Raw genomic sequence first — 25627 nt, 5'->3', positions numbered from 1 at the left:
AGGCTTTCAGGAAAGCGCGGATTTCAGACTATCCACAAGATCGGTTTTCTCCCAGGAGAAACCACCATCCGCATCCGGCGTCCGCCCAAAATGTCCATAGGCGGCGGTTCGGGCATAGATTGGTTTGTTAAGGCCAAGATGCTCTCTTATACCGCGCGGGCTCAGATCCATAACTTCCATCAGGGCCTTGGCGAGTTTGTCCTCGTTAACTTTCCCGGTCCCGTAAAGATCGACATACAGCGAAAGTGGTTTGGAAACACCGATGGCATATGACACCTGGATGCAACAACGGTCGGCAAGGCCAGCTGCCACAACATTCTTGGCGAGATAGCGAGATGCATACGCAGCGGAACGGTCAACTTTGGTCGGGTCCTTGCCCGAGAAGGCTCCGCCGCCGTGCGGTGCGGCACCGCCATAAGTATCAACAATAATCTTGCGGCCCGTAAGGCCAGCATCGCCATCGGGCCCACCGATTACGAATTTGCCAGTCGGATTGACATAAAATTCTTCTTCAGGGCACATCCAGCCATCGGGAAGTACATCTACAACATAATTGCGGACAATCTCCCGAACCGTTTCAGTATCAAGGTCATCATTATGCTGGGTGGAAACGACAACAGAAGTTGCGCGCACAGGCTTTCCGTTTTCGTAGGCCAGCGTAACCTGGCTTTTTGAATCCGGTCCCAAACCTTTTTCTGCGCCGCTATGGCGCGCATCTGCAAGCGCTTTCAGGATGTTATGAGAATAGTAGATCGGTGCGGGCATAAGAACTTCGGTCTCGTTTACAGCATAGCCGAACATGATTCCCTGGTCGCCGGCTCCCTCATCCTTGTTGCCTGCGGCGTCAACCCCTTGGGCGATGTCCGCAGATTGTGCATGTAGATACACATCGACTGCGGCGTTCTTCCAATGGAAGCCATCCTGTTCGTAGCCAATATCCTTGACAGCGGCGCGAGCGGTTTCCTCTATCAGGGATTTCGTAATGTTGCCCGGGCCGCGGACTTCGCCTGCAAGCACAATTCTGTTCGTCGTGGTCAGCGTTTCGCAGGCGACGCGGGAAAATGGGTCTTCCGAAAGATATAAATCGACAATACTGTCTGAAATCCGGTCACAAACCTTGTCAGGATGCCCTTCCGATACCGATTCACTGGTGAAAAGAAAATTTTTGCCTGGCACGCGAACATCCTCTTGTTTTAGTCAATAGCGCCTAGTGGAGGCCAAAGGGGACGGCGCCGACCACCCGATTTGAAAATCAGCCGCACTCTATCAAAATCGATCAAAGGGTCAAGAAATTCTGCCCCATAGTTTATAGCGACGTTGTCGAAGTCTTTTTTTCCGTATCATCCGCAGCCAATGCCTTGATAACATCAAACACACGTTTGCGAACATCCATATTTTCAATTTTGTAGTAGGCGCGAACGAGCTCCAATGTCTCGCGTTTTCCGAGAAACTCATGCTCAAATTCACTTGGCTGTTCTTCAACGCCGGAAATTTGAGGCGTCTTTCCTGTGGGCATTTCTTCAAAAAAGAACGCGGGTTTTACTTCAAGAATGCGGCTGAGCTCAAAAAGGCGGCTGGCGCCGATACGATTGGCGCCGCGCTCATATTTTTGAATTTGCTGGAAAGTAAGGCTCAACTTTTGCCCCAGCTTCTGCTGGCTAAGGCCAAGCAACGTCCGACGCATCCGGAGCCGGCTACCTACATGCACATCCACCGGATGATTTGGCATTTATATCCCTCTTGCTATCTGGCGGTCGAAAAATAAACTTTACGTGCTAACACTTCGAACTTCTAATCCTTCAAGTTGTTTTAATCAGTATCGTCAAAGAAATTTCTAGTCAAGAAGTCAAGATAGTGATTTTCGGGAGTAGCGATGAATTCCGATCCCGATTCCGATAAAGGCGATAACCAGAAAAATCGGAACAGCTTCGCCATAACGGGCATAGAAAGTCCGGTCCGATAGGGGCAGAGGCAGTTCGACGTCGATAATGCCGGTTTCATTCAATGCAAGCTTTTTTCCGACGCGGCCGTAAGGACCAATAATCGCTGAAATTCCTGTATTTGCAGCTCGCACGACGGCAACGCCTTGTTCAATGGCGCGCGTTCGTGTCATCGCAAAATGTTGATAGGGGCCCGACGTCGTTCCAAACCAGCCATCATTGGTGATGTTGAGGATCCAGGAAAAAGAAGTTTCAGCGGCAACCTCCCACGGAAAAACAATTTCATAACAGATCATAGCCCGCGCCGGGGGGAGGCCCGGAATGGATATAACCTTCTTGGCGGACCTGTCCGGAGTGGCGAAATCTGACATCTGGTCAAGCGCCGGGATAACATTTGCAAGGCCGGTTGCCGCCATCACGGATCTAAGTGGCATATATTCGCCATAGGGCACCAAATGCTGCTTGTCATAAATATCTAGTATTTCGCCGGTCTCACCCAGAACCGCAAGGCTGTTCCAGTACTGGCGGATTTCCGGATCACGGCGCGGGGCGCCGGTTACGATGGCACCGCCTGACGGAATGATCTGTGATAATTCTTTTTGCAGGGGTTTTGTCGTTGTCAGATAATATGGCACCGCTGTTTCCGGCCAGATAAAATATCGCGGTGCGGAGCCATTATCAATCAGGCTCAACTCTACCAATTTTCTTAAATGATCAAGGAGGAGATCGGGTTTCCATTTATCGGTTTGAGGGATATTTGGTTGAACGAGCCTGAGTGGTGCGGCTTCAAAATTCTTTACGGGAGACGTCGGGATTCGGACCATGCCAATGCTGTAGAAGGTGACAAAGAGTCCCGTCGTAATAAGCAACGAGAGAGTAGCCGTTCTTCTGGATGTGCCAACTTCCCCAAATAGAGCTGGCAGAGAGCTGAGAAAAACGGTGAACAGGGTCAGGCCGTACGCACCGATAAATGCCGTCGTTTGTAAAATAGGGAGTATATCGCTCCAACTATAGCCAATAGCATTCCAGGGGAATCCTGTGAATAGAACACCCCGAATATACTCGAAAACCAGCCACAAACCGCTAAAGACAAATACTCTGGCCAGAGATCGCGTGCGGGAAACGTGAGTCAGAAGGGTCGCGCAGCCAGAGAGGATGGCAAGAAATGCAGGAAGAACCAAAACCGGCAGCGGCATAAGCAAGGCATGGGTCTTTGCATCAACCGTGAAGGCGACCCCAATCCAGTAAAGGCCGGCAATAAATTGGCCCCAACCAAACCACCATCCCGCGAAAAAAGCCTGTTTGCGGGATTTTGCAGCGCTTAAAATCCAAATCAGACCGGTAAAACTCACGGGCAGGAGGAATATAAGATTAAGCGGCGGCAGTGCTGCCGCGACAAGCACACCTAATACAAAGGCAATAAGTGATTTTTTAAACTGAGAAAGGTTTGAAACCCAGGCATTCAAGGCTGTCATTCAGCCAAATCCGCATCCGGCGGACGACGCCGGATTCTGACTTTTTTAACCTTTCTCAGATCTGCATCAATAATTTCAAAGTCCAGTCCGTCTGAGTGGGAGATGATTTCCCCGCGGGCCGGTATCTGTCCTGCTAGCTGGAAAACGAGTCCGCCAACGGTATCCACTTCATCGTCTTCCTCTTCCGGGAGCAAATCCATATCAACGAGGCTTTCCAGTTCCTCTATTGAGGCACGGGCGTCAGCCTCTAACATACCGTTTGCCCCGACGATGATCAGTGGACCTTCCTTCTCATCATGTTCGTCTTCAATATCGCCGACAATTTCCTCAACTAGATCCTCGATGGTAACAAGACCATCGATACCACCATATTCATCGACGACAGCCGCCATATGAATATGCGTCGCCCGCATTTTAAGAAGGAGGTCCGGTACAGTCATGGACGGCGGAACAAACAGGATTTCACGGCGGAAACTCAACCAGTCTCCGGCATCCTTATCGCCCCAGAAATTAATCAGATCCTTGATATGAAACATGCCCGTAACATTATCGAGGGTCTCGCTGTAGACCGGCATGCGTGAATGGCTTGTTTCCTTGAATCGTTTCACCACTTCATGCAAATTTGAGTTAGCATCAATTGCCTCAATGTCGGCACGAGGCACCAATACATCACTAATACTGAGTTCGCTAAAACTCAGGATGTTGGTCAACATCAGCTTCTCAGAAGCATTTATGGATTGTTCGGGGTCGTTATGCTCCTCAATCAGCTCTTCCAGCGTAGATCGTACGCTACTTTCCGTTTGCTGACCTATTCCCAGTACACGTTTTAGAATGTGTAAGACAGCATTAGTGGGCTTTTGGGATGGCGGTTCTACTGGTTGTTCAGAAAGGCTTTCGCGCGACATATTGTCAGTCATTTTTGGTCAGGGGTCTCCTGTCGCGGTTGATTAGAGAGCTCATAAGGATTAGTGATATTTAAGTCTTGTAAGATGACGATTTCAAGATGCTCCATTTTCTCGGCTTCATTTTCTGTCATATGATCAAAACCGGCAAGATGTAAAACGCCATGGACCAGCAAATGTGCCAAATGATTACGGATGTCTTTGGTTTGCGCTGTGGCTTCGCTGACCAAGGTTTCGCGCGCTAGGACAATGTCACCCAGCAATAATGGCTCATTCATGAGGCTGGCACTTTGTAGTTCCGCCTGGCTGAGCGGCGCATCTGGAAAAGAGAGGACATTTGTCGGCGTATCCTTACCGCGATAATCCCGGTTCAATATTTGAATTTCGGCGTCATTCGTAAAAACAACGCTCACCTCAACAGTTGGCTTTTGACCATCGGCAAGGGGAACGAGCTCAAACTCCCTGCTGACTAAACCGAGGGTAATAAGAGCGGCTTCTTTCGCCAAGGCATCAATGTCCGAAACAAGATTTCGCCATGATGGATCTGCAACTGAGATAGCAATATCGAGAGTAAAGGGAAGGTCATCCATCAGTATGTCATGGTTTCCTTGACTTTAATGCCAGTTGCTTTTCGCGGTCGTGTTCCCCGTAGGCGCGAACGATGCGGGTGACCAGCGGATGCCGGACGACATCTGATTCGCCAAAATTAATGAAATCTACGCCTTTAACGCCTTTTAGTATCTCGACAGCTTCATGCAACCCGGATCGCATTCCGAGCGGCAGGTCAATCTGGCTAAGATCGCCAGTGACGGCCATGCGGGAATTTTCACCCATCCGGGTGAGCAGCATCTTCATCTGGACGGGAGTCGTATTCTGCGCTTCATCAAGGATAATCGCGGCATTCGATAGTGTCCGTCCCCGCATAAATGCAAGGGCTGCAACTTCAATCTCCCCGTTTTCGAGGCGTTTAACGACCTCTTCGGCAGGGAGCATGTCATAAAGCGCATCGTAAAGCGGCCGAAGATAGGGGTCTATCTTATCCCGCATATCGCCGGGTAAAAATCCAAGCTTTTCGCCGGCTTCCACGGCAGGACGGGCCAAGATTAGTCGATCCACCTTGTTTTCGATCAGCATGGCCACCGCATTGGCAACAGCGAGGTAGGTTTTACCCGTGCCAGCCGGACCGAGACCAAAAACCAGTTCATGTGTGCGCAATGAATTTACATAGACACCTTGATTGGTCGATCGTGGTGTGATTCGCCGACGCTTGGTGACAATCATTGCGCCTTCACCTGAAACGGTGCCTCGGCTGCCATCTTTCGCAGGGGCATCATTTGCCATGCGTATGGCGCCGTCGACTTCGCCTTCGGTTACATCGAAACCTTTCTTGAGCCGTTCATAAAGGTCCAGCAATACGGTTTTTGCCGCTGCCTTTGCTGATTGACTACCCGAAACTGCCATTTTGTTCCCGCGGGAGGCAACAGAGACATCAAGGCCCTGTTCGATCCGCGCAAGATAGCGATCATGTTCCCCAACGAGTTGGGCAAGCAAATGATTGTCGTCAAATTCAAGAATGGTCGCGCTGTTCTTGTCGGGTTCGGACTTTGGGGAATTCGAGCTTGATTGATGTTTTGCCACGTTTGTTCCTATGCCGCGTCGGCGACACTACCGGGTTTCAATTCGCCACGTAGAGAATTTGCGTTACCCTCTCGTACAATGACAGTTGCAATATTACCGATTCGATGGGAAGGCGACGGCACAAAGACGGATTGCATATAAGGGCTCCGACCGACAAGTTGTCCTTCGCGTTTTCCTTCTCGTTCCAGCAGCACGTCAATTTCCTTGCCAACGAATGACCGGTTATAGGCAAGCTGTTGTTCATTCAGCAGGGCCTGTAGTCGGGCAAGGCGTTCGGATTTCACAGCCTCGTCAATCATCTCGCCGTCCAGCGCTGCTGCGGGCGTCCCTGGACGGGGGCTGTATTTAAAGCTGTAGGCTTGCGCATATTCGACGTCACGCACCAGTTGAAGGGTATCCTCAAACTCCTGATCCGTTTCGCCAGGAAATCCAACAATAAAATCGCCGGAAAGCGCCAGGTCGGGACGGTAATGACGCAGTTTATCAATAATGCGCCGATATTCATCCGCCGTATGGCGACGGTTCATCGCGGCGAGAATACGGTCAGAGCCAGCCTGCACCGGAAGATGAAGGTAAGGCATCAGGATATCTATATCCCGATGAGCGCTGCAGAGATCTTCTGACATCTCCAAAGGGTGGGACGTGGTGTAACGTAGCCGGTCCAGCCCCTCTACCTCTGCGAGTTCCTTTATCAGGCGCGCAAGGCTGACCGATTTACCGTCAGCCCCTTCGCCATGATAGGCGTTCACATTCTGCCCGAGCAGCGTTATCTCTCGCGTTCCCGCGGCAACCATGCGCTTTGCCTCATCGATGATCGCGGCAACGGGGCGGGAGAATTCAGCTCCCCGGGTATAAGGCACGACACAAAAGGCGCAGAACTTGTCACAGCCTTCCTGAACAGTCAGAAAGGCGCTGAGGTTTTTGTCAATTGCCTCTTCAGGCAGATGATCGAATTTGGGCTCAACGGGAAATTCCGTTTCCAAAATATGGCCGACGCCGCGTGTTGCCTGCGCCACCATTTCCGGCAGATGGTGATAGGATTGCGGCCCAAATACCATGTCCACATAGGGCGCACGTTTCATGATTTCCGCCCCTTCGGCCTGTGCAACACATCCGGCAACGGCGATAATCATATCACCTTCGTCGCGGGATTTTTTATCCCGGCGTAAATTGCGCAAGCGGCCCAACTCCGAAAAGGTTTTTTCCGATGCTTTTTCCCGTATATGGCAAGTATTGAGGATTGCCATATCCGCGTCAGCCGGTTTGTTTGTCAGGGAGTAGCCGAGAGGGGACATCAGGTCTGCCATGCGAGCTGAATCATAAACATTCATCTGGCAGCCATAAGTAGAGATATAAAGTTTTTTGTTCACGCTTCCTAGTCAACCTCACCGGTTCTGAAGACTTTGTCCGTCATTCTGAAATGCTGTTCCATAACATGGATAAATTAGCAGTAATATGACAAATAGAGAAGCACGGCCTGTAATTCACGGGAAAAATCGTCAAATTCGTAATTTTCTGCATTTGCAGGGCATTATGGCTCTTCCCGACCCGTTAACGCCCGACTAAGGCTTTTGGCTATGCTCAATTGACAGTCACTTGCCATCGTTTTTCGAGAATCATAGTCGTCAATTGTGACGGGAGGGTGAAAGCGTAACTCAGCCGTTATCGTGCCGCGTTTTAAAAACGCCCAGACATGGCTGAGTAATTCTTCATCTCCGACCCAGGCGATAATTCCCATTGTGCCGCGGGTTAGTGCAATACCGTTCAATCGGCTGTAGGCGATGGTCACTGGTTGAACTTTTAGATGGTGACCGTTGATCTCCCGCTCTGCGAGACCGAAATACGCACTCTTGAAATTCTGGATAATAATCCCGTTCGACGAGGTGCCTTCCGGGAACAGGAATAAATTGTCGCCATTTTCAAGATGCTCCTGCATTTCACCTTTGTGACCCTTGATGGCAGGCCGCGTACGCTTGATAAAAATTGTTTGCTGAAGTTTTGAAATCGCGCCAACAAAGGGGTAGCTCTGAACCTCTTTCTTGGCGACAAAACTTCCCTGAATGACCTTTCCGATAACGGGAATATCTAGCCAGGAAATATGATTAATCACAAACAGCGTTGGCTGAGTCTGTTCAATTTGACCCGAAACAACAACTTTGACCCTGAGCAGCCAGCAAATTCCCTTATGGAAAATTTGAGGAATGCGGTATCGATGCTGCTTAAAGGCCAGCAAGGTGATGATCTGAAATGGTATCAGAATTCCCGCCCATAAAAGGACGGCCAACACGGTAAGAAATGGACGAATGTTACTCATAAATGCAGGTGCGCCGAACCTTTAATCAAGTTTCTTGCTGTGTGATGTCTGTTTGATATTGACGACCGATTCCTCGGGAGGCACGTTCGCCATTGCCGATTTTGAAAGAGGCTTCCCATAAAGTTCAAGCCGGTGGTCAATCAGTTCAAAACCAAGTTCTTCGGCAATCTTCTTTTGTAAATCTTCGATCTGCTCGCTGGTAAACTCAATGACCTGGCCGGTTTGCACGTTGATCAGGTGATCATGGTGCTCTTCCGACGCTTCTTCATATCTGGCCCGGCCATCACCAAAGTCATGCCGCTCAAGTATGCCATTTTCTTCAAACATACGAACGGTGCGATAGACAGTTGAAATACTGATAGTTTCGTCGATCTCGGAGGCTCGTTTATAAACCAGTTCTACATCCGGATGATCTTGCGATTCCGATAGTACGCGCGCAATTACACGGCGCTGTTCTGTCATGCGCAAGCCCTTGTCCAGGCAGATTTGTTCCAGGCGAGTAGACATTTGAACCTCAGTTAACTTTCAATGACCGCTGATTTACTGTCAGCAGTATTGATTTTATACAAATTAATTTTTTAGGGCCAGCGAAAGTAGATATTACTTGGACTTTGCTTTCTTGCGGCGGGTTCCAAGACCTATTTTCTTAGCAAGATTGCGGCGCTGTTCGGCATAATTGGGCGCAACCATAGGATAGTCAGCAGGCAATCCCCAACGCTCCCTATATTCATCGGGCGTCAAGTCGTATGATGTTTTTAGATGTCGTTTGAGCATCTTTAGCTTCTTACCATCTTCTAGACAAATAATGTAATCTGGATGTATGGATTTGCGAATAGCAACGACCGGTTCCGGCTTTTCTTCCTCTTCCGCAGCTTCACCGATGGTTGAAAGAGTTTTATAAACATCATTAATCAAGGGTGCGATTTCCCCGGTGCTGACGGGGTTGCGAGACAAGTGTGAGGTAACGATATCCGTAGTTAGGGCGAGAAGCTCTAGCTTTTCTATCTTTTCGGACATTGTAATAAACCTCCTTCAATATCAAATGACTTAAAGTGTATAGTCAATATAAGTGTAAGTATGAAATATAAAATAGAATAAAGAAAAAAAATAATATTGGCTAACACTTATTCCGAACTAACGATTTTTTCCCCTTTTATAGGTTGAAGAATCTTTTTCATCGTAATCGCATCTTCAGTTCCCGCGTAATGGTTGTAATAATTTCTCCTTCGGCCAATTTCTTTAAATCCTGTTGTATAATAAAGACGTTGCGCTGCCAGGTTTTGTGAGCCGACCTCAAGGTAAAGGAAGCGAACGTTGGATTCTCTAAGTTTTGCAATGCCTTGGTTCAGAAGATAAGTGGCTATCCGCTTCCCGCGATATCCCGGCAGGGTGCCGAGCGTAAGGATCTCGGCTTCATCCATTACGGTCCGATAGAGCGAAAAGGCGGCGGGCTCTCCGGAGACACTCAATATCTCTAACAGGGTTCCGGGAATTTCGAGCGCGGAGATAAAATCATTTTCGTTCCAGGGTGCCGTGAAGCAATGTGCGTGCATGGCGGCGGCAAGCGGCGCAACAGACGCGTCTGTGAAAAAATCAGTTGAAAAATTATCTTCCTGCATAGGTTGCCCTGATTAGTTGGGTGCGGGGTCTCTTCCCCCTGGTAACTTTGCATCCGGCGCGCGAAGATAAAGTGGCGCTGGCGGAGGGGAGTTTCTTTCCGGTAGGCCGCGAGCATGAGCAAGGCGGGCAATATTGCTCGCATCAGGATCCTCATCAAGCTCAAGAACTTCATATTTCTGTGCATTGAAATCCGGCAGGCTTTGCAGGAGGGGAATGCCGGAGCCGATAATTATGGCCGACTCAATGTCCAGCGTCGCCAGTGCGTGCTCTATCTTGACTGCGGCGGGCCGGGAGAGCGGGGCAATTATCTCGCCGGTATCCAGGCGATTGAAGGCCTGCAGGTATACCTCTCCCCGTCTTGCATCCGCCGTTACGATAACGGGACGACCTTGCGTTAAGGTCATCGGCACAGCCGCAGCAAGCGCCTCGAGTGTTGTGATGCCAATGATTGGTTTCTTCGCAGCAATGGCGATCCCACGTGCAGCGGCGAGGCCGATCCTGAGCCCGGTAAAGGTACCTGGCCCAACAGTTACAGCAATCAGGTCGAGATCTTTGTATGCGAGGTCGGCTTCCAGCAGTTGAGCTTCTATCATCGGTAACAGGGTTTCCGCATGTCCTCGGCGACGTTTCTCATGGGTTTGTGAGAGGATCTCGGTTCCGTTGGTAATAGCAACAGAGCAGGCATTTAGCGCAGTATCAAATGCCAGTATCTTCATTATATTGCCTTCCGTAATCCAGCCATGTAGGGTCACCGTGAGGCGAGAGTGTTACGCTCAATGCCGCGTGATTTCAAGTCAACAGGTTCAAGATGCCGTTAAATGAAAACTTAACCGAAATAACCCCGGAAGAATTCAATGTGGAACTGGATCTGCGTTATGCCACCGCAAATAATTTCACTGGCGCGGCGATATATGGTCGGAGAGCCTGTTTTTTGAATCTGGAGGCGGCGGAGAACTTGCGCAAAGCCGTGGAATTGGCGGCGGATATAGGATTTCGGTTCAAGATATTTGACGCCTTTCGCCCGACGGAGGCTGTCCAGGCGCTATGGGATCATTCACCAAACCCCGATTTTTTGTCCGCCCCGAGCAATGGCTCGCCGCATTCACGGGGGGCCGCGATAGATCTTACCCTGATCGATGGGACAGGGCAGGAGCTTGAAATGGGAACCGGATTTGATGCCATGACGCCAATGTCCTATCATGGGGCGCGTGATATTGCGGCGGAGGCACAGCGAAACCGGGCCATTCTGCTGGGCCTAATGACGGCGGCCGGGTGGGACTTTTATCGAAATGAGTGGTGGCATTACCAATTGTTTACTCCCCGCCGATACCCTACCCTCTCGGATAAAGCAGCCGGAAGCCGTTTAATGGGCGAAACTGGCCAATCAGGGGCGGAATAACGAGCCATGAGAAAGACAGCTACAGGAATCATGCGAGCATTTGGTTTTATTTCCGTGGTCGTCACGATTGTAAGTATGAGTGGTCTGGCACGCGCAGCTGACTGGGCGAGCGTGATTATGTACCATCGTTTCGGCGAAGATCAGTACACCTCAACTAATATTCGCATCGATCAGTTCAAGGAGCATATTCAGGAATTACAGAATGGCCAGTATACCGTTCTGCCTCTCAATGAAATTGTTGATCGGCTTGCGAAGGGTGAGAATCTGCCTGACCGTACAGTCGCGCTCACAATTGATGATGCCTATTCGTCTGTTTATGAAGTAGCTTGGCCAATGCTGCGCGCGGCGAACCTGCCCTTCACGGTTTTTGTTGCTGTCGAAGGCGTGGACAAGCAGTTTCCCGGATATATGACCTGGGACCAGATCCGGGAACTGCGGGATGCGGGCGTTCATATCGGCCATCATACCTATTCGCATGGCCATTTGCCGCTTATGAGTTCGGAGGAAATCGAGGCTAATATAAACCTGGCGAGTGAACGATACCAGGCTGAATTAGGCTTTGTGCCCGCCATATTTGCCTATCCCTACGGTGAGTATGGGAATGACGTAAAAGCGGTAATTCGTAAAATCGGTTTCAAGGCGGCGTTCGGGCAGCAGTCTGGAGTTTTCTATTCTGGCCACGACAGGCTCGAGTTACCACGTTTTGCCATGAGTGAGAATTATGGGGGTATAGGCCGTTTTCGCCTTGCGGCAAACGCCTTGCCTCTGCGGGTTAAGGATGTAACCCCGTCAGATAATGTATTGACGCGAAATCCACCTAATTTCGGCTTCACCATAGCTGAGAGTTATGGCAACCTAAATGGCCTCTCCTGTTTCTCTTCCAACCAGACCGGTGGTGCCGTACCGATAGAGAAAATCGGCGACGCGCGGATCGAATTAAGGTTGGCCACAGCTTTCAAACCCGGGCGTGGCCGAATAAACTGTACACTTCTGGGACCGGACCGTCGCTGGCGGTGGTTTGGCTCCTTGTTCTACATCCCGAAGTAATATTAAACAAAATGGGGAATGCCGATGTATCGTCCAAACAAGCTAAAAGAAAAACTAAAAGCTGGTGAAAAAGCAGCAGCCTGCTGGCTCTTTTCGAATTCCTCGGATATGGCGGAAATTGTGGCCGGTGCCGGGTTTGATGCCCTTATGATTGATCATGAGCATGGCTCAGGAAGCTTGGAAACGGCGATTGATCAGCATCGCGCCGCGCGTTCGGTTAGTGATGTGACCGTTTTGATGCGTGTCCCTTGGAATGATACCGTCCTGATCAAGCGGGCGCTCGATACTGGGATGGAGGGCATCATGATCCCTTCCGTCAATACAGCGGAAGAAGCAAAAGCGGCGGTGGCAGCGTGCCGCTATCCACCAACGGGGATCAGAAGCGCGGGCTTCGGCGCTGCACGAGCTGGCGGATACGGGCGTGCCTCGCAGGAATATCGCGACAATCTGGATAAGGATCTGATGATCATATGTCAGATTGAAACCAAGGAAGCGGTTGGAAACATTGAGAGCATTGCTGCTGTCGATGGGGTGGACATGCTGTTTATAGGGCCGAATGATCTTTCGGGAAGTATTAACAAGCTCGCCGAATTCGACGACCCTGAGGTTAAGGCGCTCTTTGAAGAGGCGCGGGACCGCATTATTGCAAGCCCCGCTTTTCTTGGATGTATCTCGAAAGGGCCAGAGCAGACCAATGATCTTTTTGCGCAGGGTTTCGATTTTCTGCTCTGCGCTGGTGATACAGGCCTCGTATCGTCTGCAGCTGGCAATCTGCTGAAAAGCCTCAAGAAATAGACAAAAATGCCGCTTATATATATGGCTCTATAAGCGGCATTTTTTTTGGCGGTTACAGGGTTACATTGTAACTCTCGGCAGCTGCTGTAATCTGGCGCCAGGTTTCCTCGTCGATCTCGATTCCGTGGGCCTGGCGCAGTTCCCGTTGTTCCCGTTCTGGATCGCCCGGCACAATGACATTCCCATACCCTGTGCGAGGCGGGGACTCGCGAACATAGTCACACATGGCTTTCATTTCGCTCCCGATATAATCGGCCTCCGTCAGTCGCGCGGGGTCGATGACGATGGAAAGCATATTATTGATAATACGGGTATCGCGGATGTTCCCGGGCTGGATTGTTCCTCCGCCGCCGATTGCACCGGTCAGCAATTCGCACATTAGTGCCAAACCATATCCTTTATGCTCTGCTAATGGCAGAAGGGATCCGACATCTTCCGAGAACATCACGCCCGGGTCCGTCGTGGCATTTCCCTTGCTGTCAATCAGCAGGCCATCCTCCACTTTCTTGCCGCTGTTATGGGCAACTCGTATCTTTCCGAGCGCAACCTTGCTTGTTGCAAAATCGAGGATGATGCGGGGCTCGTCCTTGGTAGCGGGGAGGGAGATACAGATCGGATTGGTGCCGTAGCGGGCATCACTGCCACGATGCGGTGCGACAAGTCCGCGATGTCCGGTAACATTAACGAAATGAATGGAAACGAGGCCCGCATCGGTGCATTGCTCCCCATAAGTGCCAACGCGGCCAATATGATGAGCATTTCGTAGCGCAGACAGGGCAAGGCCGGTTTCTTGTGCCACGCTAATTGTCTCCGCCATTGCTTCGCGGGCAACAACCTGTCCAAAGCCGGCCCGACCATCAAAAACCAGGATAGAGCCGTCTTTCTTGATCTGCTCAACATGTTCGTTTGGCTTGAGATAACCAGCTTTTAAATTATCGACATAGCGGGGGATCATCCCAACACCATGGCTATCATGCCCAGAAAGATTGGCAAGGACGAGGTGATCGGCAACGATTGCTGCCTCAAGGGGGGCGCTGCCGGCAGCCTTTAAAATTTCTTCGATAAAAGCCTGTAAGATATCATGCTCAATTCGCATAGATCGATTTCTCCCGTTTATTGTTATTGTTTTAGATTGCTGTCATGCCGCCATCGACGATGAGTTCTGTCCCGGTGACATGGCGTGCCTCATCAGAGGCAAGGAATAGAATGCAATTCGCAATATCTATGGGCTCGGCTGGCGTTTTAAGGGGGACCCGCGCCGGAATAGCCTTCCAGCCCGCATCGACATCGCCGCCATACATACTCATTAAGTCATCCCCCATGTTTGTGCGGACAGGGTCGGGGTGAACGGAATTACAGCGAATGCCATATTCTTTCTTGGCGCAGTGAATAGCGACTGTCTTCGTAAGTTGCCGCACGGCAGCTTTTGATGCGCCATAGGCGGCAAGCGTCGGCGTGCCAACGATTGCAGCAACGGAGGAAATATTGACGATCGATCCACCGTGATCCTTCATTGCCTTAACCGCCGCCTGGCAGCCGAGAAAGACACCTTCTACATTTACTTGCTGGATGGCCTGCCAATGGGCAAGATCAGTATCCTCAATGGTTTGGTGATCCCCAATGGCGAGGATACCGGCATTATTAACCAGGATATCAAGTCTTCCAGGATCCGAGGATATTGTAGCCATCACCCGTTGCCAGTCGGTCTCCTTTGTAACGTCATGCGTTAAAAAGCGTGCATTGGCACCAAATTCCTTAACGGCATTTCCGCCGGCCTCGGCATCGATGTCAGTCATCACGACAAAGGCACCTTCTTCTATGAAACGGCGTGTAGTGGCCAGCCCAATTCCTGTTGCAGCGCCTGTTACCAGTGCGATTTTTTTTATTAAACGAGTCATGTCATGACCCCCCATTTTTATTTTTTGTGTCCTGGGTGCAGGTATACCCTGCTTATCAGGCACGACATTATCTGCATTTTTTCACATCCCGATGTAATTTGCGAGATGGAAAGTAGGGTAGGGTACGTATAGGGGGGGGCGATGGGCGCCTTAAGTGCGATTGGCAGCCAGTCGTTCAGGCGCCAGTGTAGCATCCTCAAAATCGCTAAGCTGGTTTATCTCGATCAACGATCGCAGGTTTTTCACATATTCCTGCCCCTTTTCGGAGTAGACATGCAATGTATCGATGAGGGTAAGACCATTGGGTGTAGCACCCGAGTTTGAATACTGGCGCGCCCGAATTTTCCGGAACTCCGCATAGGCCGGATGGGAATTGAGGTTCTGGATATATGCCCTGATCGAGTCGGCGATGGATTTAAACGCCTTAACTTCATATGTCTCATTTTCAGCTCGGTCTTCCGGTACTATCCCTCTTCCGGTGACCCAGACACGTTGACCGAAAAGCGCATTCCCTTCACGGGCAAAGCGCGATGTTCCCCAGCCAGATTCTTCCACTGCTTGCGCAAGTGCCATGGAGACCGGCACGCGATCTACTTTTACCAATAAACGTTCAGGGTTAGCCGGGTCCCCGCGGTAGCGTGTGGCCATTTCTTCAAGCCATTTACGATCCGCAGGAGGGAGGCTCTTCCCTTGCATTTTTTGGTTGATCAATCCCTTAAGCCGTTCCCGTCTCTCCATAATTCTTTCATTCGCGCTCAGGACGAGGGGTAAAACAACCTTTATAAAAGTGGATTTGCGTTTACTCACATCCTCAATATCGACGATATCGACCGGGATCTGATCAACATAAAAGCGCGGCACAAGGTCACCATTGCGAATGTCTTGCAGCCGATAGTCCAGCGTGTTAAGCGCGGTGTTTAGTGACGCCATGTCGAATTGGTCCGGCTGTTCCAGGGTGGGCATATCCCCTGGTTTGCGGACGGGAACGGGCACGCTTTTGGTGAACAGTGTTTTGCTGAGACTGAAAGACGTACTCTGAGTATCAAAAGTACGTTCAATAAATTCAGGTAGCAGATACGTCACCGCCAGAACAAGTCCTGCTAATGTCGCTATCTTGTTTGATTTGATACCGGATTTAAATAACTGCATATCCAAAAACTTGTGCTGCCTTAAGCTCTGGGAAAAGCGCTATAACTAAATTTATACAAGATATAGCATTCCAATACTATAATACACACAATATATAGGCCCAAAGTGCATTTTCCTCACTTTGAGCCAGAAACGGAATATGTGGTCCTCCACTAGTAATATCAAGAGTAGTTTTTAGTAATTGAATTTATCCAATTAATTCAGTCTGTTATGAAAGTATCGGCAACTTTCCGCTAATTAAGTCCAAATAAAAAGAGGAAAAACTGCGAATCAACATTGTTGTGGCGGGCAATGTGTGGAAACCAGGAAAGTCAGGTTACGGCATCGAGCTGCCGGTTGGTCAGATTGCCCGGTACAACTGTAATTGGGATCGCAAATGTACCCGACATTTCCCCGACGAGGCTTTTGATCAGCGGCCCGGGACCACCAGTATCAGGAGAAGCTGCAAGAACGAGAACTCGAATATCGGAATCTTCTTCGATAAGTGCCAGTACTTCCTCTTTTTTAAGGCCATCGCGGATCGCAAATTCCGGAACAATAGTGGTTTCCTTCTGAATTTCCTCTGCAAGATTCTGCAAAAGCTCTTCGGCAGCCTCGCGTGCCTCCTCCCGCATAGCTTGCTCAACACCCATCCAATGCTGAAATTCAGGGGGTTCAATAACGTAAAGCAGGATTACCCCGCCGCCAACATGCCAAGCGCGGCGGCTGGCGAAGCGGATCGCTGATTTACATTCCGGTGTATCGTCGACGACGACAAGGAATTTGTTGCGCATGCCGCTATGGGTCTCCTCTGACATAAAGACTCCGTCAGTTATTCTTGGGAGGGTATCCTGCCACTATCGGCGAGGTTATTTCAAGAGAATGTTGCTGATCTCCTGCAACTGCGTGCGGGCGCGTAAGATGTAGAAGCCCTGAGCTGTCAGGTGATTGGGAAGAAACTGGGAATCTGGCGCCGCGTTAACAATGATAAAGGGGTTGAGATCGATAACTGATTTTAAGCTCGCCAGCATCTGCGACCAGGCATTGGTAAGCCCGCGCTCCTTAATCAGGCTTTCATAGTCTTGCGACAGGGCCTTTAATAACAAATAGTAGCCGTAGGCCTGCCCCTTTACGCCATAAAAGATATTATCCGCCTGAAAATCAATTATATCACCGGAATTTTCGTCAACATGCTGATCGATGGTCGCCGTGGAAGAACCCATATCAAGTGCTATCCGGTCAAGCGTCGCCAGAAGATTATCGGCGCGCTTCTCGAAAACGGCCTTACCTGCGGCCAGCCGCTTATTGTAGCTGATCAGGGAAGAGCGCGCCTTCTCATACTGTTCTTCTGATGCAGCAGTCGGCAGTAGGGAAATTGTTGGATCCCATGCCCATTTTGTACCGGAGTATTGGAGCAGGCCCGCCGCTTCCTGCAAATCCGGGTCTGTCTGGCTTGATCCGCGTGTTCGGCCAATCTGGTCTGTTAATTCAAACCCGAAGCGGGCAAGGGCCGAAATAATACCTTGCTGATAATTTGGCATATTATCAAGGAGGGAGGAGGGCATGAAAAAAGGATCGTTTGCCGTCCAGCGATTGACATTGATTTCCCGATCGATGAGGCCAGCCATCATATCCACCGCATGACTGCCCCCGGCAACGACATTTGTACCGGTCGGCACGAAATCCGTATCATCCTCGATATTATGGATCATTAACATGCCAACAGGATAATAGAGGATTAGAAAAAGCAGGATGAGGAATGCAAAGACTTTCCAGCTTCGCTTCGCGCTTTCCCGAACGATTTCAGCGCGTCGACCAATCCGTTTCGTTTCCTTGCCGTTACTACCGATCTCGCTCATATATCTCGCCCGTTTGTCATTCCTGGTCACTTGGCATCCTCTAAGGATGTATGTTGTTTAAGCTCAACTTACAAGCGCTGCCCTTACGGACGGATGAGGCCAACGACTTCCTTGACCTCGTCAATTACGGGTGCGGCGATAGCTGAAGCTCGCTCGGCACCCTCTCTTAATATAGCGTCTACATGGCCTGGGTCGGCCATAAGCCTTTTCATTTCCTCACCGATTGGCCCAAATTTCTCAACCGCCAGATCGGTAAGCGCCGGCTTGAAGGTGGAGAAGGCTGCGCCTGCAAATTCATTCAGGACTTCCTGTCGGGTGAGATTGGCAAGGGCGGCATATATCCCAACCAGATTGGCGGCCTCTGGCCGATCTTTCAACCCTTCCTCTGCGTCAGGAAGTGGATCAGCATCCGTCCGTGCCTTGCGGAGTTTTTTCGCAATGCTGTCGCGGTCATCCGTGAAGGTAATGCGCGAATAATCACTTGGATCGGATTTGGACATTTTTTTTGATCCATCGCGTAAAGACATGACACGTGTTGCCGCCCCAAAAATAAGCGGCTCCACCAGAGGAAATGTCTCTGTCCCATAGTCATTATTGAATTTCTGGGCAATATCGCGGGTCAATTCCAGATGTTGTTTCTGATCCTCGCCCACGGGGACATGGGTTGCCTTATAGACCATAATATCCGCTGCCATCAGGGAAGGATAAGCGTAAAGGCCGAGAGACGCATTCTCCCGGTTCTTGCCGGCCTTTTCCTTGAACTGGGTCATCCGGTTCATCCAGCCGAGCCGGGCGACACAATTGAAAATCCACGCGAGTTCGGCGTGAGCCGGAACTGTGCTTTGGGCAAAAATTATGGATCGTTTCGGATCAACGCCGGCGGCGATGTATGCTGCTGCGACCTCACGGGTGTTGTTGCGCAGTTCTTCCGGGTCTTGCCAAACGGTAATGGCATGCATGTTGACGGCACAGTAAATGCATTCATAGTCATCCTGCAAACCAACGAAATTGCGGATGGCGCCAAGATAGTTACCGAGATGAAGATTTCCGCTTGGCTGGACGCCGGAAAAAATACGAGACATGACTTAAAGCTCCTCACGCTTTGGACGCGGGCCCCAAAAGTGACGGACTGACAATCAGATCGTCGGGGCCGGGGATTGGGCATTGCCCGGGAATTGATCTCGGCCTTATTGCAGGCGTCTTACGGATCGTCAACAAATTTACGCGTCCGGGCGTTGTTTCAGCATGGATTTTATCTCCTTTAGGCGCGCTGTGCCGGTGAAAATGATACCGATGGCATAAAGTAGGCTCCCACATATAATGAGTGACACAAGGGCGCCAATCCTTGAGGTTAGATCACCGTTGAAAAGCTCGGCCAAGTTTTCCCGGGCGATATAGAGTCCAACTGCCATAATTGCGGTGGCAATGAGTATACCGAGGAGGCGTCGCAAGAGCCGGGTGTCGGCGGTGTAATGGCCGCGCCGGCGCAAAATCACAAATAGAAGAAGCACGTTAAACCATGAGGAAAGAGATGTCGCAAGCGCGATCCCCACATGATCGAAAAACCGGATCAGGATAAGGCTCAACACCACATTAAGGATCATGGCAAGGACGCCGACAATGACCGGTGTCGTGGTATCCTCACGGGCAAAAAAACCAGGGGCGAGTATTTTCACCAATACATAGGCGGGGAGACCCGTCGAGAAGGCCAGCAGTGCCGCTGCCGTGCTTTGGCTGGCTGCGGGGGTAAATTCCCCATGCTGAAAAAGGACGGATGTAATCTCCTCCGGAATGACCAGTAATGCCGCCGCCGCCGGCAGCGTCAGAAGCAGCGAAAGCTCCATTGCCCTGTTCATGCTGTTGAGGGCTGTTTTCTCTTCTCCCGCCCGGAGTTGACGGGAGAGCATGGGCAATAGCGCGGTCCCAACCGCTATACCGATCACACCCAAGGGGAGCTGGTATACCCGGTCTGCATAATAAAGATAGGAGATGGAGCCCGTCGCGAGAAATGAGGCGATAATCGTTCCAACCAGAATATTAATTTGCATCACCCCTGCGCCTAATGCGCCAGGCAGCATCAACCGGAATAACCGTTTAATATCGGCGTTGAAAACAGGTCGGCCGGGCTTGATTGCAATATCTGCGCGCCAGCAAGCGATAGCGAGGAAAATAACCTGCGCAAGTCCGGCAATCGCCACCCCGACGGCAAGCAACATCCCGACCTGACTCTCCGCCTGGCCTAAGCCATATAGTAGGCAGCCGATCAGAATGATGTTGAGCAGGATTGGTGCCGCCGCCATGGCTGCGAACTTGTAAAAGACATTTAATACGCCACCGAGGAGGGCAACAATCGCCATTGCTGTCAGATAGGGAAAAGTGACACGCGTAAAGTCGACGGCCAGGTCAAAACGGTTTCCGTCCGGCGTGAAGCCGGGCGCCAACCAGAGCATCATGAACGGCATGAAAATCATGAAAAGCGCGGAAAATATGAGTAGGAAGCCGACCAGTATACTTAACGCCTGACCCGCAAATTCAAGCGCAATATCCTTACCTTCTGCCTCTAGTTTACGGGCGAAAAGTGGGATAAAGGCGGCCGAAAAAGCGCCTTCTGCAACCAGGCGGCGAAACATGTTCGGAATGCGAAAGGCAACAAAAAAAGCATCCGCCACCGGCCCTGCGCCCAATACTGACGCCATCAGGATATCGCGCAAAAAACCGAGGACGCGACTGATCATGGTAAAGCCACCAACTGTGGCGACGGATTTAATCAAACTCATGCGCTCTCCTATAGCACAGGTGAGGCAGAGCTGCCCATTAGCTTCCGCTGCTCGCTACTTTTTTTGCGCGGCTCCCTTTTTTCTTCGGCTCCATATCTTCATTGAGAGCAAGAAGCAGCCTTTTCTCGATGTTGGCGAGCTTGACCTTGTTGGTAATTTTCAATCCAAAACTGTCTTTGACATAGAATACGTCGACGGCGCGCTCTCCGTAGGTAGCAATATGTGCCGACGAAATGGACAGGGAGAGGGTGAATAATGTACGGGTCAACTTGGCAAGCAAGCCGGGGCGGTCCCGACCCCGAACCTCAATCACCGTATGTGTATTAGATGCCTTGTTATCCAAAATAACCGCGGGGTGGACGGTAAAGACTTCCGTTCGGCTCGGCAGGCTTGATTCCCGTAGCTCCACTATCTCCAGATGTGGTTTCCGGGTCCCTTGCAATGTTTCTTCAATCGTTTGGCGCAATTTTTTCATCCTGCCGCGTTGATCATAAACCTTGCCTTCGGAATCCTGAATACAAAAGGTATCGAGCGCCATTCCATCTGTTGTCGTATGAATTTTTGCATCGACAATGTTTGCACCGCTAACTGACATCGCGCCGGTGATCCGGGAAAACAATCCTGGATGGTCTGCAGTATAAACAATAACTTCCGTAATGGACCGGAACGGATCACTCTTCGCTTCGATAGTGAAAAGAGCCCCTTCCTTGTCAGCCTTTTGCATGAGTGTGGCATGAACGATACGGTCCTCACTACTGCTTCCAATCCAGTATGATTGGTAAAAACGGCTGATATGAGTCTCGATTTCCTCTTCTTTCCAGTTCTTTAGAAGTTCGCGTAATTCTTCCTGATAATGCTTGGCGCGTTCTGCCCGGCCTTCGGAGATATGACCCCCTGTAAGGGCATTTTCGGTTGCATAATAAAGCTCGCGAAGTAGCTGCCCTTTCCATCCGTTCCAAACATTCGGTCCGACTGCGCGGATGTCTGCGACAGTCAGAACAAGAAGAAGCCGCAAGCGCTCCGGGCTTTGAACGATTTTTACGAAATCCTCAATGGTCTTCGGGTCCGAAATATCCCGCTTAAAGGCGAATGCACTAAACGCTAAATGATAGCGGACAAGCCAGGCAACCGTTTCCGTCTCAGACGGGGATAACCCAAGTCTGGGGCAAAGTCTCTCCGCGACATCGGCCCCCAGTATCGAATGATCTCCGCCGCGCCCCTTGGCGATATCATGTATCAGCACTGCGCAATAAAGAACATTCCGCGACACTATTTTAGGCATAATATTATGGGAGAGCGGGTGTTCCTCTTTTAGTGCGCCATCCTCAATTTGGGAAATGATGCCAATGGCGCGAATTGTATGCTCATCCACTGTGTAGACATGGTACATGTCATGCTGCATCTGGGCGACGACACGGCCAAAATCGGGCACAAAGCGACCAAATACGCCGGCTTCATTCAGGCGCCGCAGGGTCGTTTCAGGATCCTTGCGGCTTGTCATCATATCAAGAAATAGCTGGTTGGCCTTTTCATCATTCCGAAGACTTCGATTGATCAGCTTTAAGTCCTGGCGAATAAGCCGCAATGCGTTAGGATGGACATCCAGGCCTTTTTCCTGGGCCAAATGGAATAGCTCGAGCATCCTGGTAGGGTCTTGCTTGAAGCTATCATCATGCGCCACATTGATGCGTCCGCTTTCAACGACATAGCCTTTTAGCTTTCTTATAGCGAGACCGAGCCGTGGAATTGGTAAACGGCTTTTTTTCTGCTGCTCAGCTTCCAGGCTGGCGCAGAAAATTCGTGTCAGATCTCCAACATCCTTTGCAACAAGGAAGTAATGCTTCATGAACCGCTCGACCCCGCTGGTCCCGGCATGATCCTTATATTGAAGACGTCGGGCAAGTTCTGTCTGAACGTCAAAGGTAATCCGTTCTTCGGGTCGCCCTGTCAGATAGTGAAGATGACATCGTACAGATCGAAGGAAATTAGATGCCTTGGTGAACCTGCGGCGCTCCTTTTCAGTGAAGACGCCCAGCTTAACAAGTTTTGAAATATCAGTTGTTCCATGCAGAAACTTTGCTATCCAGAACAGGGTTTGCAGATCGCGGAGACCTCCTTTACCCTCCTTTATGTTCGGTTCCACAACATAGCGGGAATTGCCGAACCGTTCATGGCGTTCCTTTCTCTCCTGCAGCTTGGCCTCAATGAATTCGCGGCTGCGCCCCGAGACTACCTCCTTCATATATTTGCGATACATCTCGTTGAACAATTCCTGGTCACCCCAGACATAACGCGCCTCCAGCAGGGCGGTTTGAATGGTTGCGTCTTTTTTCGCGAGGCGGACGCATTCATTTGCTGTGCGTGTTGAATGGCCAACCTTCAGGCCGAGATCCCAAAGCATATAGAGTACGAATTCAATGACCTGTTCGCACCAGGGCGTCTGCTTATATGGAAAGAGAAAAAGCAGGTCGACATCTGAATAGGGAGCGAGTTCGCCACGACCGTATCCTCCAACTGCGACGAGTGACAGTTTTTCTTCCGGCGTTGGATTGCTGAGCCGATAGATATATTGAGTGGCGACATCGTAGATAGCTCGAATTAATTGGTCGACCAGGAAACACTGGGCGTACATCATTGTACGGCCCTTGTTGGAATGCATGAACCGGGCTTGAACGACCTTGCTTCCATGGTCGAGACTTTTCTTGAATAGCTTTAAGATTTCCTGCCGGAACTCGAAGCTGTCCGGGTTATGCTTCTCGACAATTTCCGCAATCGACAAAACCAGTGCGCGCCGATCAATAATCTCTTTTCGATTAGGAATTTTTTCCATCTATAATCCAATTGGCCGTTCAGACTTGCCATGTAACGCAGGTGCTTTTAGACTTTTCTACCTAGTTATCTAGCAAATATCGGGACCGAATGCCCGAAATATATAATCAGGTATTTTTTGGGAACTCAGTATTTTGCTGACCGGACGCTTATCATGAAACAATATGATATTGAGGATTTATCGGTCGCAACTGCATATAAATCCTATCCAGAGACCATAAGAACTACATTGTTGGCACTGAGGCATCTTATTTTTGAGGTCGCCGACAGCATGGACGATGTGACGTTAACCGAAACCCTAAAATGGGGAGAGCCAAGTTATAATGCAAGCGGGAAAGCGGGGACACCCATTCGGCTAGCCCCGTCCAAGGAAAAAGACCTATGTGGCCTTTTCGTGCATTGCCAGACAAGTCTAATCGATGAATTCAGAAGCAGATATCCAGATGCTTTTCAATACAGTGGTACGCGCGCCATTCTTTTTGCTCCTAATGATACCGTTATAAAACCTGAACTCCGGGAATTTATTTCTGCGGCACTGACATATCACCGACGCAAATCTCTTTTGGTCAAAAGCTGACTTTATGAATTTTTGGGCATTTACAGATGGCGCAATGCTTGGCGCTGCGCTTATCATCGCTATTGGCGCGCAGAATCTGTTTGTCCTGCGACAGGGCGCGCGACGGGATCAGATATTTATTATTTGTCTGTTATCGTCCCTGATAGATGCATCGTTAATTCTGTTGGGGGCAATGGGTCTCGGCTCTGCTATTGCGGCTTTTCCCGAGTTGGTGCCCTGGGCGAGTTGGTGCGGAGCGATATTCCTGATCCTGTTTGGACTTCTTTCCTGCCGGCGAGTTATTTGGCCGGACGTTGTGCGGACGACGTATGATACGCCGGTTGTGACCTCAAGGCGAAAAGCGGCTCTTTTGACACTTGCGTTCGGTTTCCTGAATCCTCACGTTTATCTGGATACGGTTATATTGCTGGGAGGAATTGCGGCGGGATACGAAATAAATGCACGTATCTATTTTGTCATCGGAGCGATCCTTGCGTCCTTTATCTGGTTTTTCGGTATTGGGTATGGCGCTCGTCTACTTGCTCCGTTGATGCAAAACAGGACGGGTGCCCGCAGTCTTGATCTGATTGTCGCTGTAATGATGTTTTTTATTGCGGCCAGCCTGATTTACGAGCAGCTGACCGCAATAGAATAAAGGCTTGATCAGGCGATTGTCTGACCACCGTCAATCACAATCGTCTGGCCGGTCAGGAAGGTGCCCGCGTCTGAGGCCATTAGAATGGCGGCACCGGCAATCTCTTCGGGTTGACCGATACGCTGCAAAGGCGCGCGTGCCGTTGCCCGTTTAAGATATTCCGGATTTTCCCAGAGTGCCCGCGCAAAATTCGTCTGGATAAGTCCAGGCGCAATCGCATTGACGCGGATATTATCGGCACCATGTTCTACGGCGAGGTTCCGGACAAGCTGCATATCTGCAGCCTTGGAAATGCTATAGGCACCCAAAACGGATGATCCACGTAGCCCGCCGATAGAGGAAACGATGATGATGGCGCCGTCCTTGCGGGCCTTCATTTCCGGAAGGACCATATTGCAAAGCCAATGGTTAGACTTGATATTGGCAGCCATTATCTTGTCAAATGCGTCATCGGGGATGTCGGTGGACGGACCGTAAAATGGATTGAGTGCAGCGTTGCTGACGAGTGCATGAATATCGCCCAGCTGTTTGTGCGTTTCGTCTACAAGGTTCTGCAGTGATTCCTTGGAATTGATATTGCAGGGGATAACGATTGCCTGACCGCTGCTCCCGGCGGGCAGGCTGTCATTGATTTCCTTGGCAACTTCTTCACAAATGTCAGCTTTCCGGCTCGAGATTGTCACTTTCGCGCCGGCAAGGGCCATTTGATGAGCTATCGCCTTGCCGATTCCCTTGCTGGAACCGGTTATCACGATATTTTTTCCGGATAGATCAAACATATGGTTTCTCCTTTTT

26 protein-coding genes are annotated in these 25627 nt (G+C 50.3%); 5 read left to right on the top strand and 21 right to left on the bottom strand.

The window, feature by feature from the left end; genetic code table 11:
* Positions 1 to 6 precede the first annotated feature (6 nt).
* From metK to tsaB, 12 genes are all read right to left on the bottom strand, one after another.
* On the bottom strand, positions 7 to 1176 hold the full coding sequence (gene metK / locus GQE98_RS02985) for a methionine adenosyltransferase (RefSeq protein WP_161314049.1): 1170 nt from the start codon (positions 1174 to 1176) through the stop codon (positions 7 to 9).
* A gap of 130 nt (positions 1177 to 1306) precedes the next feature.
* Positions 1307 to 1729, bottom strand: a complete 423-nt coding sequence (locus GQE98_RS02980) for a helix-turn-helix domain-containing protein (protein WP_161314048.1) — start codon at positions 1727 to 1729, stop codon at positions 1307 to 1309.
* Between the two features lie 117 nt (positions 1730 to 1846).
* Positions 1847 to 3415, bottom strand: a complete 1569-nt coding sequence (gene lnt / locus GQE98_RS02975; RefSeq protein WP_161314047.1) for an apolipoprotein N-acyltransferase — start codon at positions 3413 to 3415, stop codon at positions 1847 to 1849.
* The gene (locus GQE98_RS02970; RefSeq protein ID WP_202526050.1) at positions 3412 to 4332 is read right to left on the bottom strand and encodes a hemolysin family protein; all 921 of its coding nucleotides are present in this window, start codon (positions 4330 to 4332) and stop codon (positions 3412 to 3414) included. The genes lnt and GQE98_RS02970 overlap by 4 nt, the downstream gene beginning before the upstream one ends.
* Complete coding sequence (gene ybeY / locus GQE98_RS02965; RefSeq protein WP_161314046.1) at positions 4329 to 4907, bottom strand: rRNA maturation RNase YbeY; 579 nt, start codon at positions 4905 to 4907, stop codon at positions 4329 to 4331. Before ybeY ends, GQE98_RS02970 begins: the two co-directional genes overlap by 4 nt.
* A 7-nt stretch (positions 4908 to 4914) precedes the next feature.
* On the bottom strand, positions 4915 to 5955 hold the full coding sequence (locus GQE98_RS02960; protein WP_161314045.1) for a PhoH family protein: 1041 nt from the start codon (positions 5953 to 5955) through the stop codon (positions 4915 to 4917).
* An 8-nt stretch (positions 5956 to 5963) separates the two neighbouring features.
* A complete protein-coding gene (miaB, locus tag GQE98_RS02955; protein WP_161314044.1) occupies positions 5964 to 7325 on the bottom strand; it encodes a tRNA (N6-isopentenyl adenosine(37)-C2)-methylthiotransferase MiaB in 1362 nt (453 codons plus the stop codon).
* 161 nt (positions 7326 to 7486) lie between these two features.
* Positions 7487 to 8269, bottom strand: a complete 783-nt coding sequence (locus tag GQE98_RS02950; RefSeq protein ID WP_161314043.1) for a lysophospholipid acyltransferase family protein — start codon at positions 8267 to 8269, stop codon at positions 7487 to 7489.
* Between the two features lie 21 nt (positions 8270 to 8290).
* Entirely contained in the window at positions 8291 to 8776 is a 486-nt protein-coding gene (locus GQE98_RS02945; protein WP_161314042.1) for a Fur family transcriptional regulator, read from the bottom strand.
* A gap of 93 nt (positions 8777 to 8869) precedes the next feature.
* Positions 8870 to 9286 carry a Ros/MucR family transcriptional regulator gene (locus GQE98_RS02940; RefSeq protein WP_161314041.1) on the bottom strand — a complete coding sequence of 139 codons (417 nt, stop codon included), beginning with the start codon at positions 9284 to 9286 and terminating at the stop codon, positions 8870 to 8872.
* Between the two features lie 107 nt (positions 9287 to 9393).
* Positions 9394 to 9888, bottom strand: a complete 495-nt coding sequence (gene rimI, locus GQE98_RS02935) for a ribosomal protein S18-alanine N-acetyltransferase (protein WP_161314040.1) — start codon at positions 9886 to 9888, stop codon at positions 9394 to 9396.
* A 12-nt stretch (positions 9889 to 9900) separates the two neighbouring features.
* Positions 9901 to 10605 (bottom strand): tRNA (adenosine(37)-N6)-threonylcarbamoyltransferase complex dimerization subunit type 1 TsaB, encoded by a 705-nt coding sequence (gene tsaB / locus GQE98_RS02930; RefSeq protein ID WP_161314039.1) that lies wholly within the window; start codon positions 10603 to 10605, stop codon positions 9901 to 9903.
* 92 nt (positions 10606 to 10697) lie between these two features.
* Here tsaB and ddpX point away from each other — a divergent pair, with 92 nt between their 5' ends.
* Genes ddpX through GQE98_RS02915 form a run of 3 tightly spaced genes read left to right on the top strand, consistent with a single transcriptional unit; the run spans position 10698 to position 13130 of the window.
* On the top strand, positions 10698 to 11288 hold the full coding sequence (gene ddpX / locus GQE98_RS02925; RefSeq protein WP_161314038.1) for a D-alanyl-D-alanine dipeptidase: 591 nt from the start codon (positions 10698 to 10700) through the stop codon (positions 11286 to 11288).
* A gap of 6 nt (positions 11289 to 11294) precedes the next feature.
* Positions 11295 to 12335 carry a polysaccharide deacetylase family protein gene (locus tag GQE98_RS02920; protein ID WP_202526048.1) on the top strand — a complete coding sequence of 347 codons (1041 nt, stop codon included), beginning with the start codon at positions 11295 to 11297 and terminating at the stop codon, positions 12333 to 12335.
* Between the two features lie 24 nt (positions 12336 to 12359).
* Positions 12360 to 13130 carry an HpcH/HpaI aldolase family protein gene (locus tag GQE98_RS02915; protein WP_161314037.1) on the top strand — a complete coding sequence of 257 codons (771 nt, stop codon included), beginning with the start codon at positions 12360 to 12362 and terminating at the stop codon, positions 13128 to 13130.
* Positions 13131 to 13182: 52 nt separating this feature from the next.
* On the opposite strand, the gene GQE98_RS02910 is transcribed toward GQE98_RS02915, so the two are convergent.
* The 8 genes from GQE98_RS02910 to GQE98_RS02875 all read right to left on the bottom strand — a co-directional run bounded on the left by GQE98_RS02910 (position 13183) and on the right by GQE98_RS02875 (position 23622).
* The gene (locus GQE98_RS02910; RefSeq protein WP_161314036.1) at positions 13183 to 14226 is read right to left on the bottom strand and encodes a malate/lactate/ureidoglycolate dehydrogenase; all 1044 of its coding nucleotides are present in this window, start codon (positions 14224 to 14226) and stop codon (positions 13183 to 13185) included.
* A 31-nt stretch (positions 14227 to 14257) separates the two neighbouring features.
* Positions 14258 to 15028, bottom strand: coding sequence for a glucose 1-dehydrogenase (locus GQE98_RS02905; protein WP_161314035.1), 771 nt, complete (start codon positions 15026 to 15028; stop codon positions 14258 to 14260).
* A gap of 150 nt (positions 15029 to 15178) precedes the next feature.
* Positions 15179 to 16177 carry a glucosaminidase domain-containing protein gene (locus GQE98_RS02900; protein ID WP_161314034.1) on the bottom strand — a complete coding sequence of 333 codons (999 nt, stop codon included), beginning with the start codon at positions 16175 to 16177 and terminating at the stop codon, positions 15179 to 15181.
* A gap of 311 nt (positions 16178 to 16488) precedes the next feature.
* Entirely contained in the window at positions 16489 to 16974 is a 486-nt protein-coding gene (locus GQE98_RS02895) for a universal stress protein (RefSeq protein ID WP_161314033.1), read from the bottom strand.
* A gap of 51 nt (positions 16975 to 17025) precedes the next feature.
* Entirely contained in the window at positions 17026 to 18015 is a 990-nt protein-coding gene (locus tag GQE98_RS02890) for a DUF2333 family protein (protein WP_161314032.1), read from the bottom strand.
* An 83-nt stretch (positions 18016 to 18098) separates the two neighbouring features.
* Complete coding sequence (trpS, locus tag GQE98_RS02885) at positions 18099 to 19097, bottom strand: tryptophan--tRNA ligase (RefSeq protein WP_161314031.1); 999 nt, start codon at positions 19095 to 19097, stop codon at positions 18099 to 18101.
* 138 nt (positions 19098 to 19235) lie between these two features.
* On the bottom strand, positions 19236 to 20792 hold the full coding sequence (gene murJ / locus GQE98_RS02880; protein ID WP_161314030.1) for a murein biosynthesis integral membrane protein MurJ: 1557 nt from the start codon (positions 20790 to 20792) through the stop codon (positions 19236 to 19238).
* A gap of 37 nt (positions 20793 to 20829) precedes the next feature.
* Positions 20830 to 23622 (bottom strand): [protein-PII] uridylyltransferase, encoded by a 2793-nt coding sequence (locus GQE98_RS02875; RefSeq protein WP_161314029.1) that lies wholly within the window; start codon positions 23620 to 23622, stop codon positions 20830 to 20832.
* 153 nt (positions 23623 to 23775) lie between these two features.
* On the opposite strand from GQE98_RS02875, the gene GQE98_RS02870 reads away from it, so the two are divergent.
* Both GQE98_RS02870 and GQE98_RS02865 read left to right on the top strand, forming a co-directional pair.
* Positions 23776 to 24198 carry a DUF1801 domain-containing protein gene (locus GQE98_RS02870; protein WP_161314028.1) on the top strand — a complete coding sequence of 141 codons (423 nt, stop codon included), beginning with the start codon at positions 23776 to 23778 and terminating at the stop codon, positions 24196 to 24198.
* A 4-nt stretch (positions 24199 to 24202) separates the two neighbouring features.
* Positions 24203 to 24832: a LysE/ArgO family amino acid transporter gene (locus GQE98_RS02865; protein ID WP_161314027.1), complete on the top strand. Its 630-nt coding sequence runs from the start codon at positions 24203 to 24205 to the stop codon at positions 24830 to 24832.
* 8 nt (positions 24833 to 24840) lie between these two features.
* On the opposite strand, the gene GQE98_RS02860 is transcribed toward GQE98_RS02865, so the two are convergent.
* Complete coding sequence (locus GQE98_RS02860) at positions 24841 to 25611, bottom strand: SDR family NAD(P)-dependent oxidoreductase (protein ID WP_161314026.1); 771 nt, start codon at positions 25609 to 25611, stop codon at positions 24841 to 24843.
* Positions 25612 to 25627: the final 16 nt, after the last annotated feature.

Source organism: Sneathiella litorea, assembly GCF_009882915.1.
Classification (GTDB): domain Bacteria; phylum Pseudomonadota; class Alphaproteobacteria; order Sneathiellales; family Sneathiellaceae; genus Sneathiella; species Sneathiella litorea.
The sequence above is the reverse complement of the archived record's forward strand: the minus strand, read 5'-3'. Positions and strand labels throughout refer to the sequence as shown.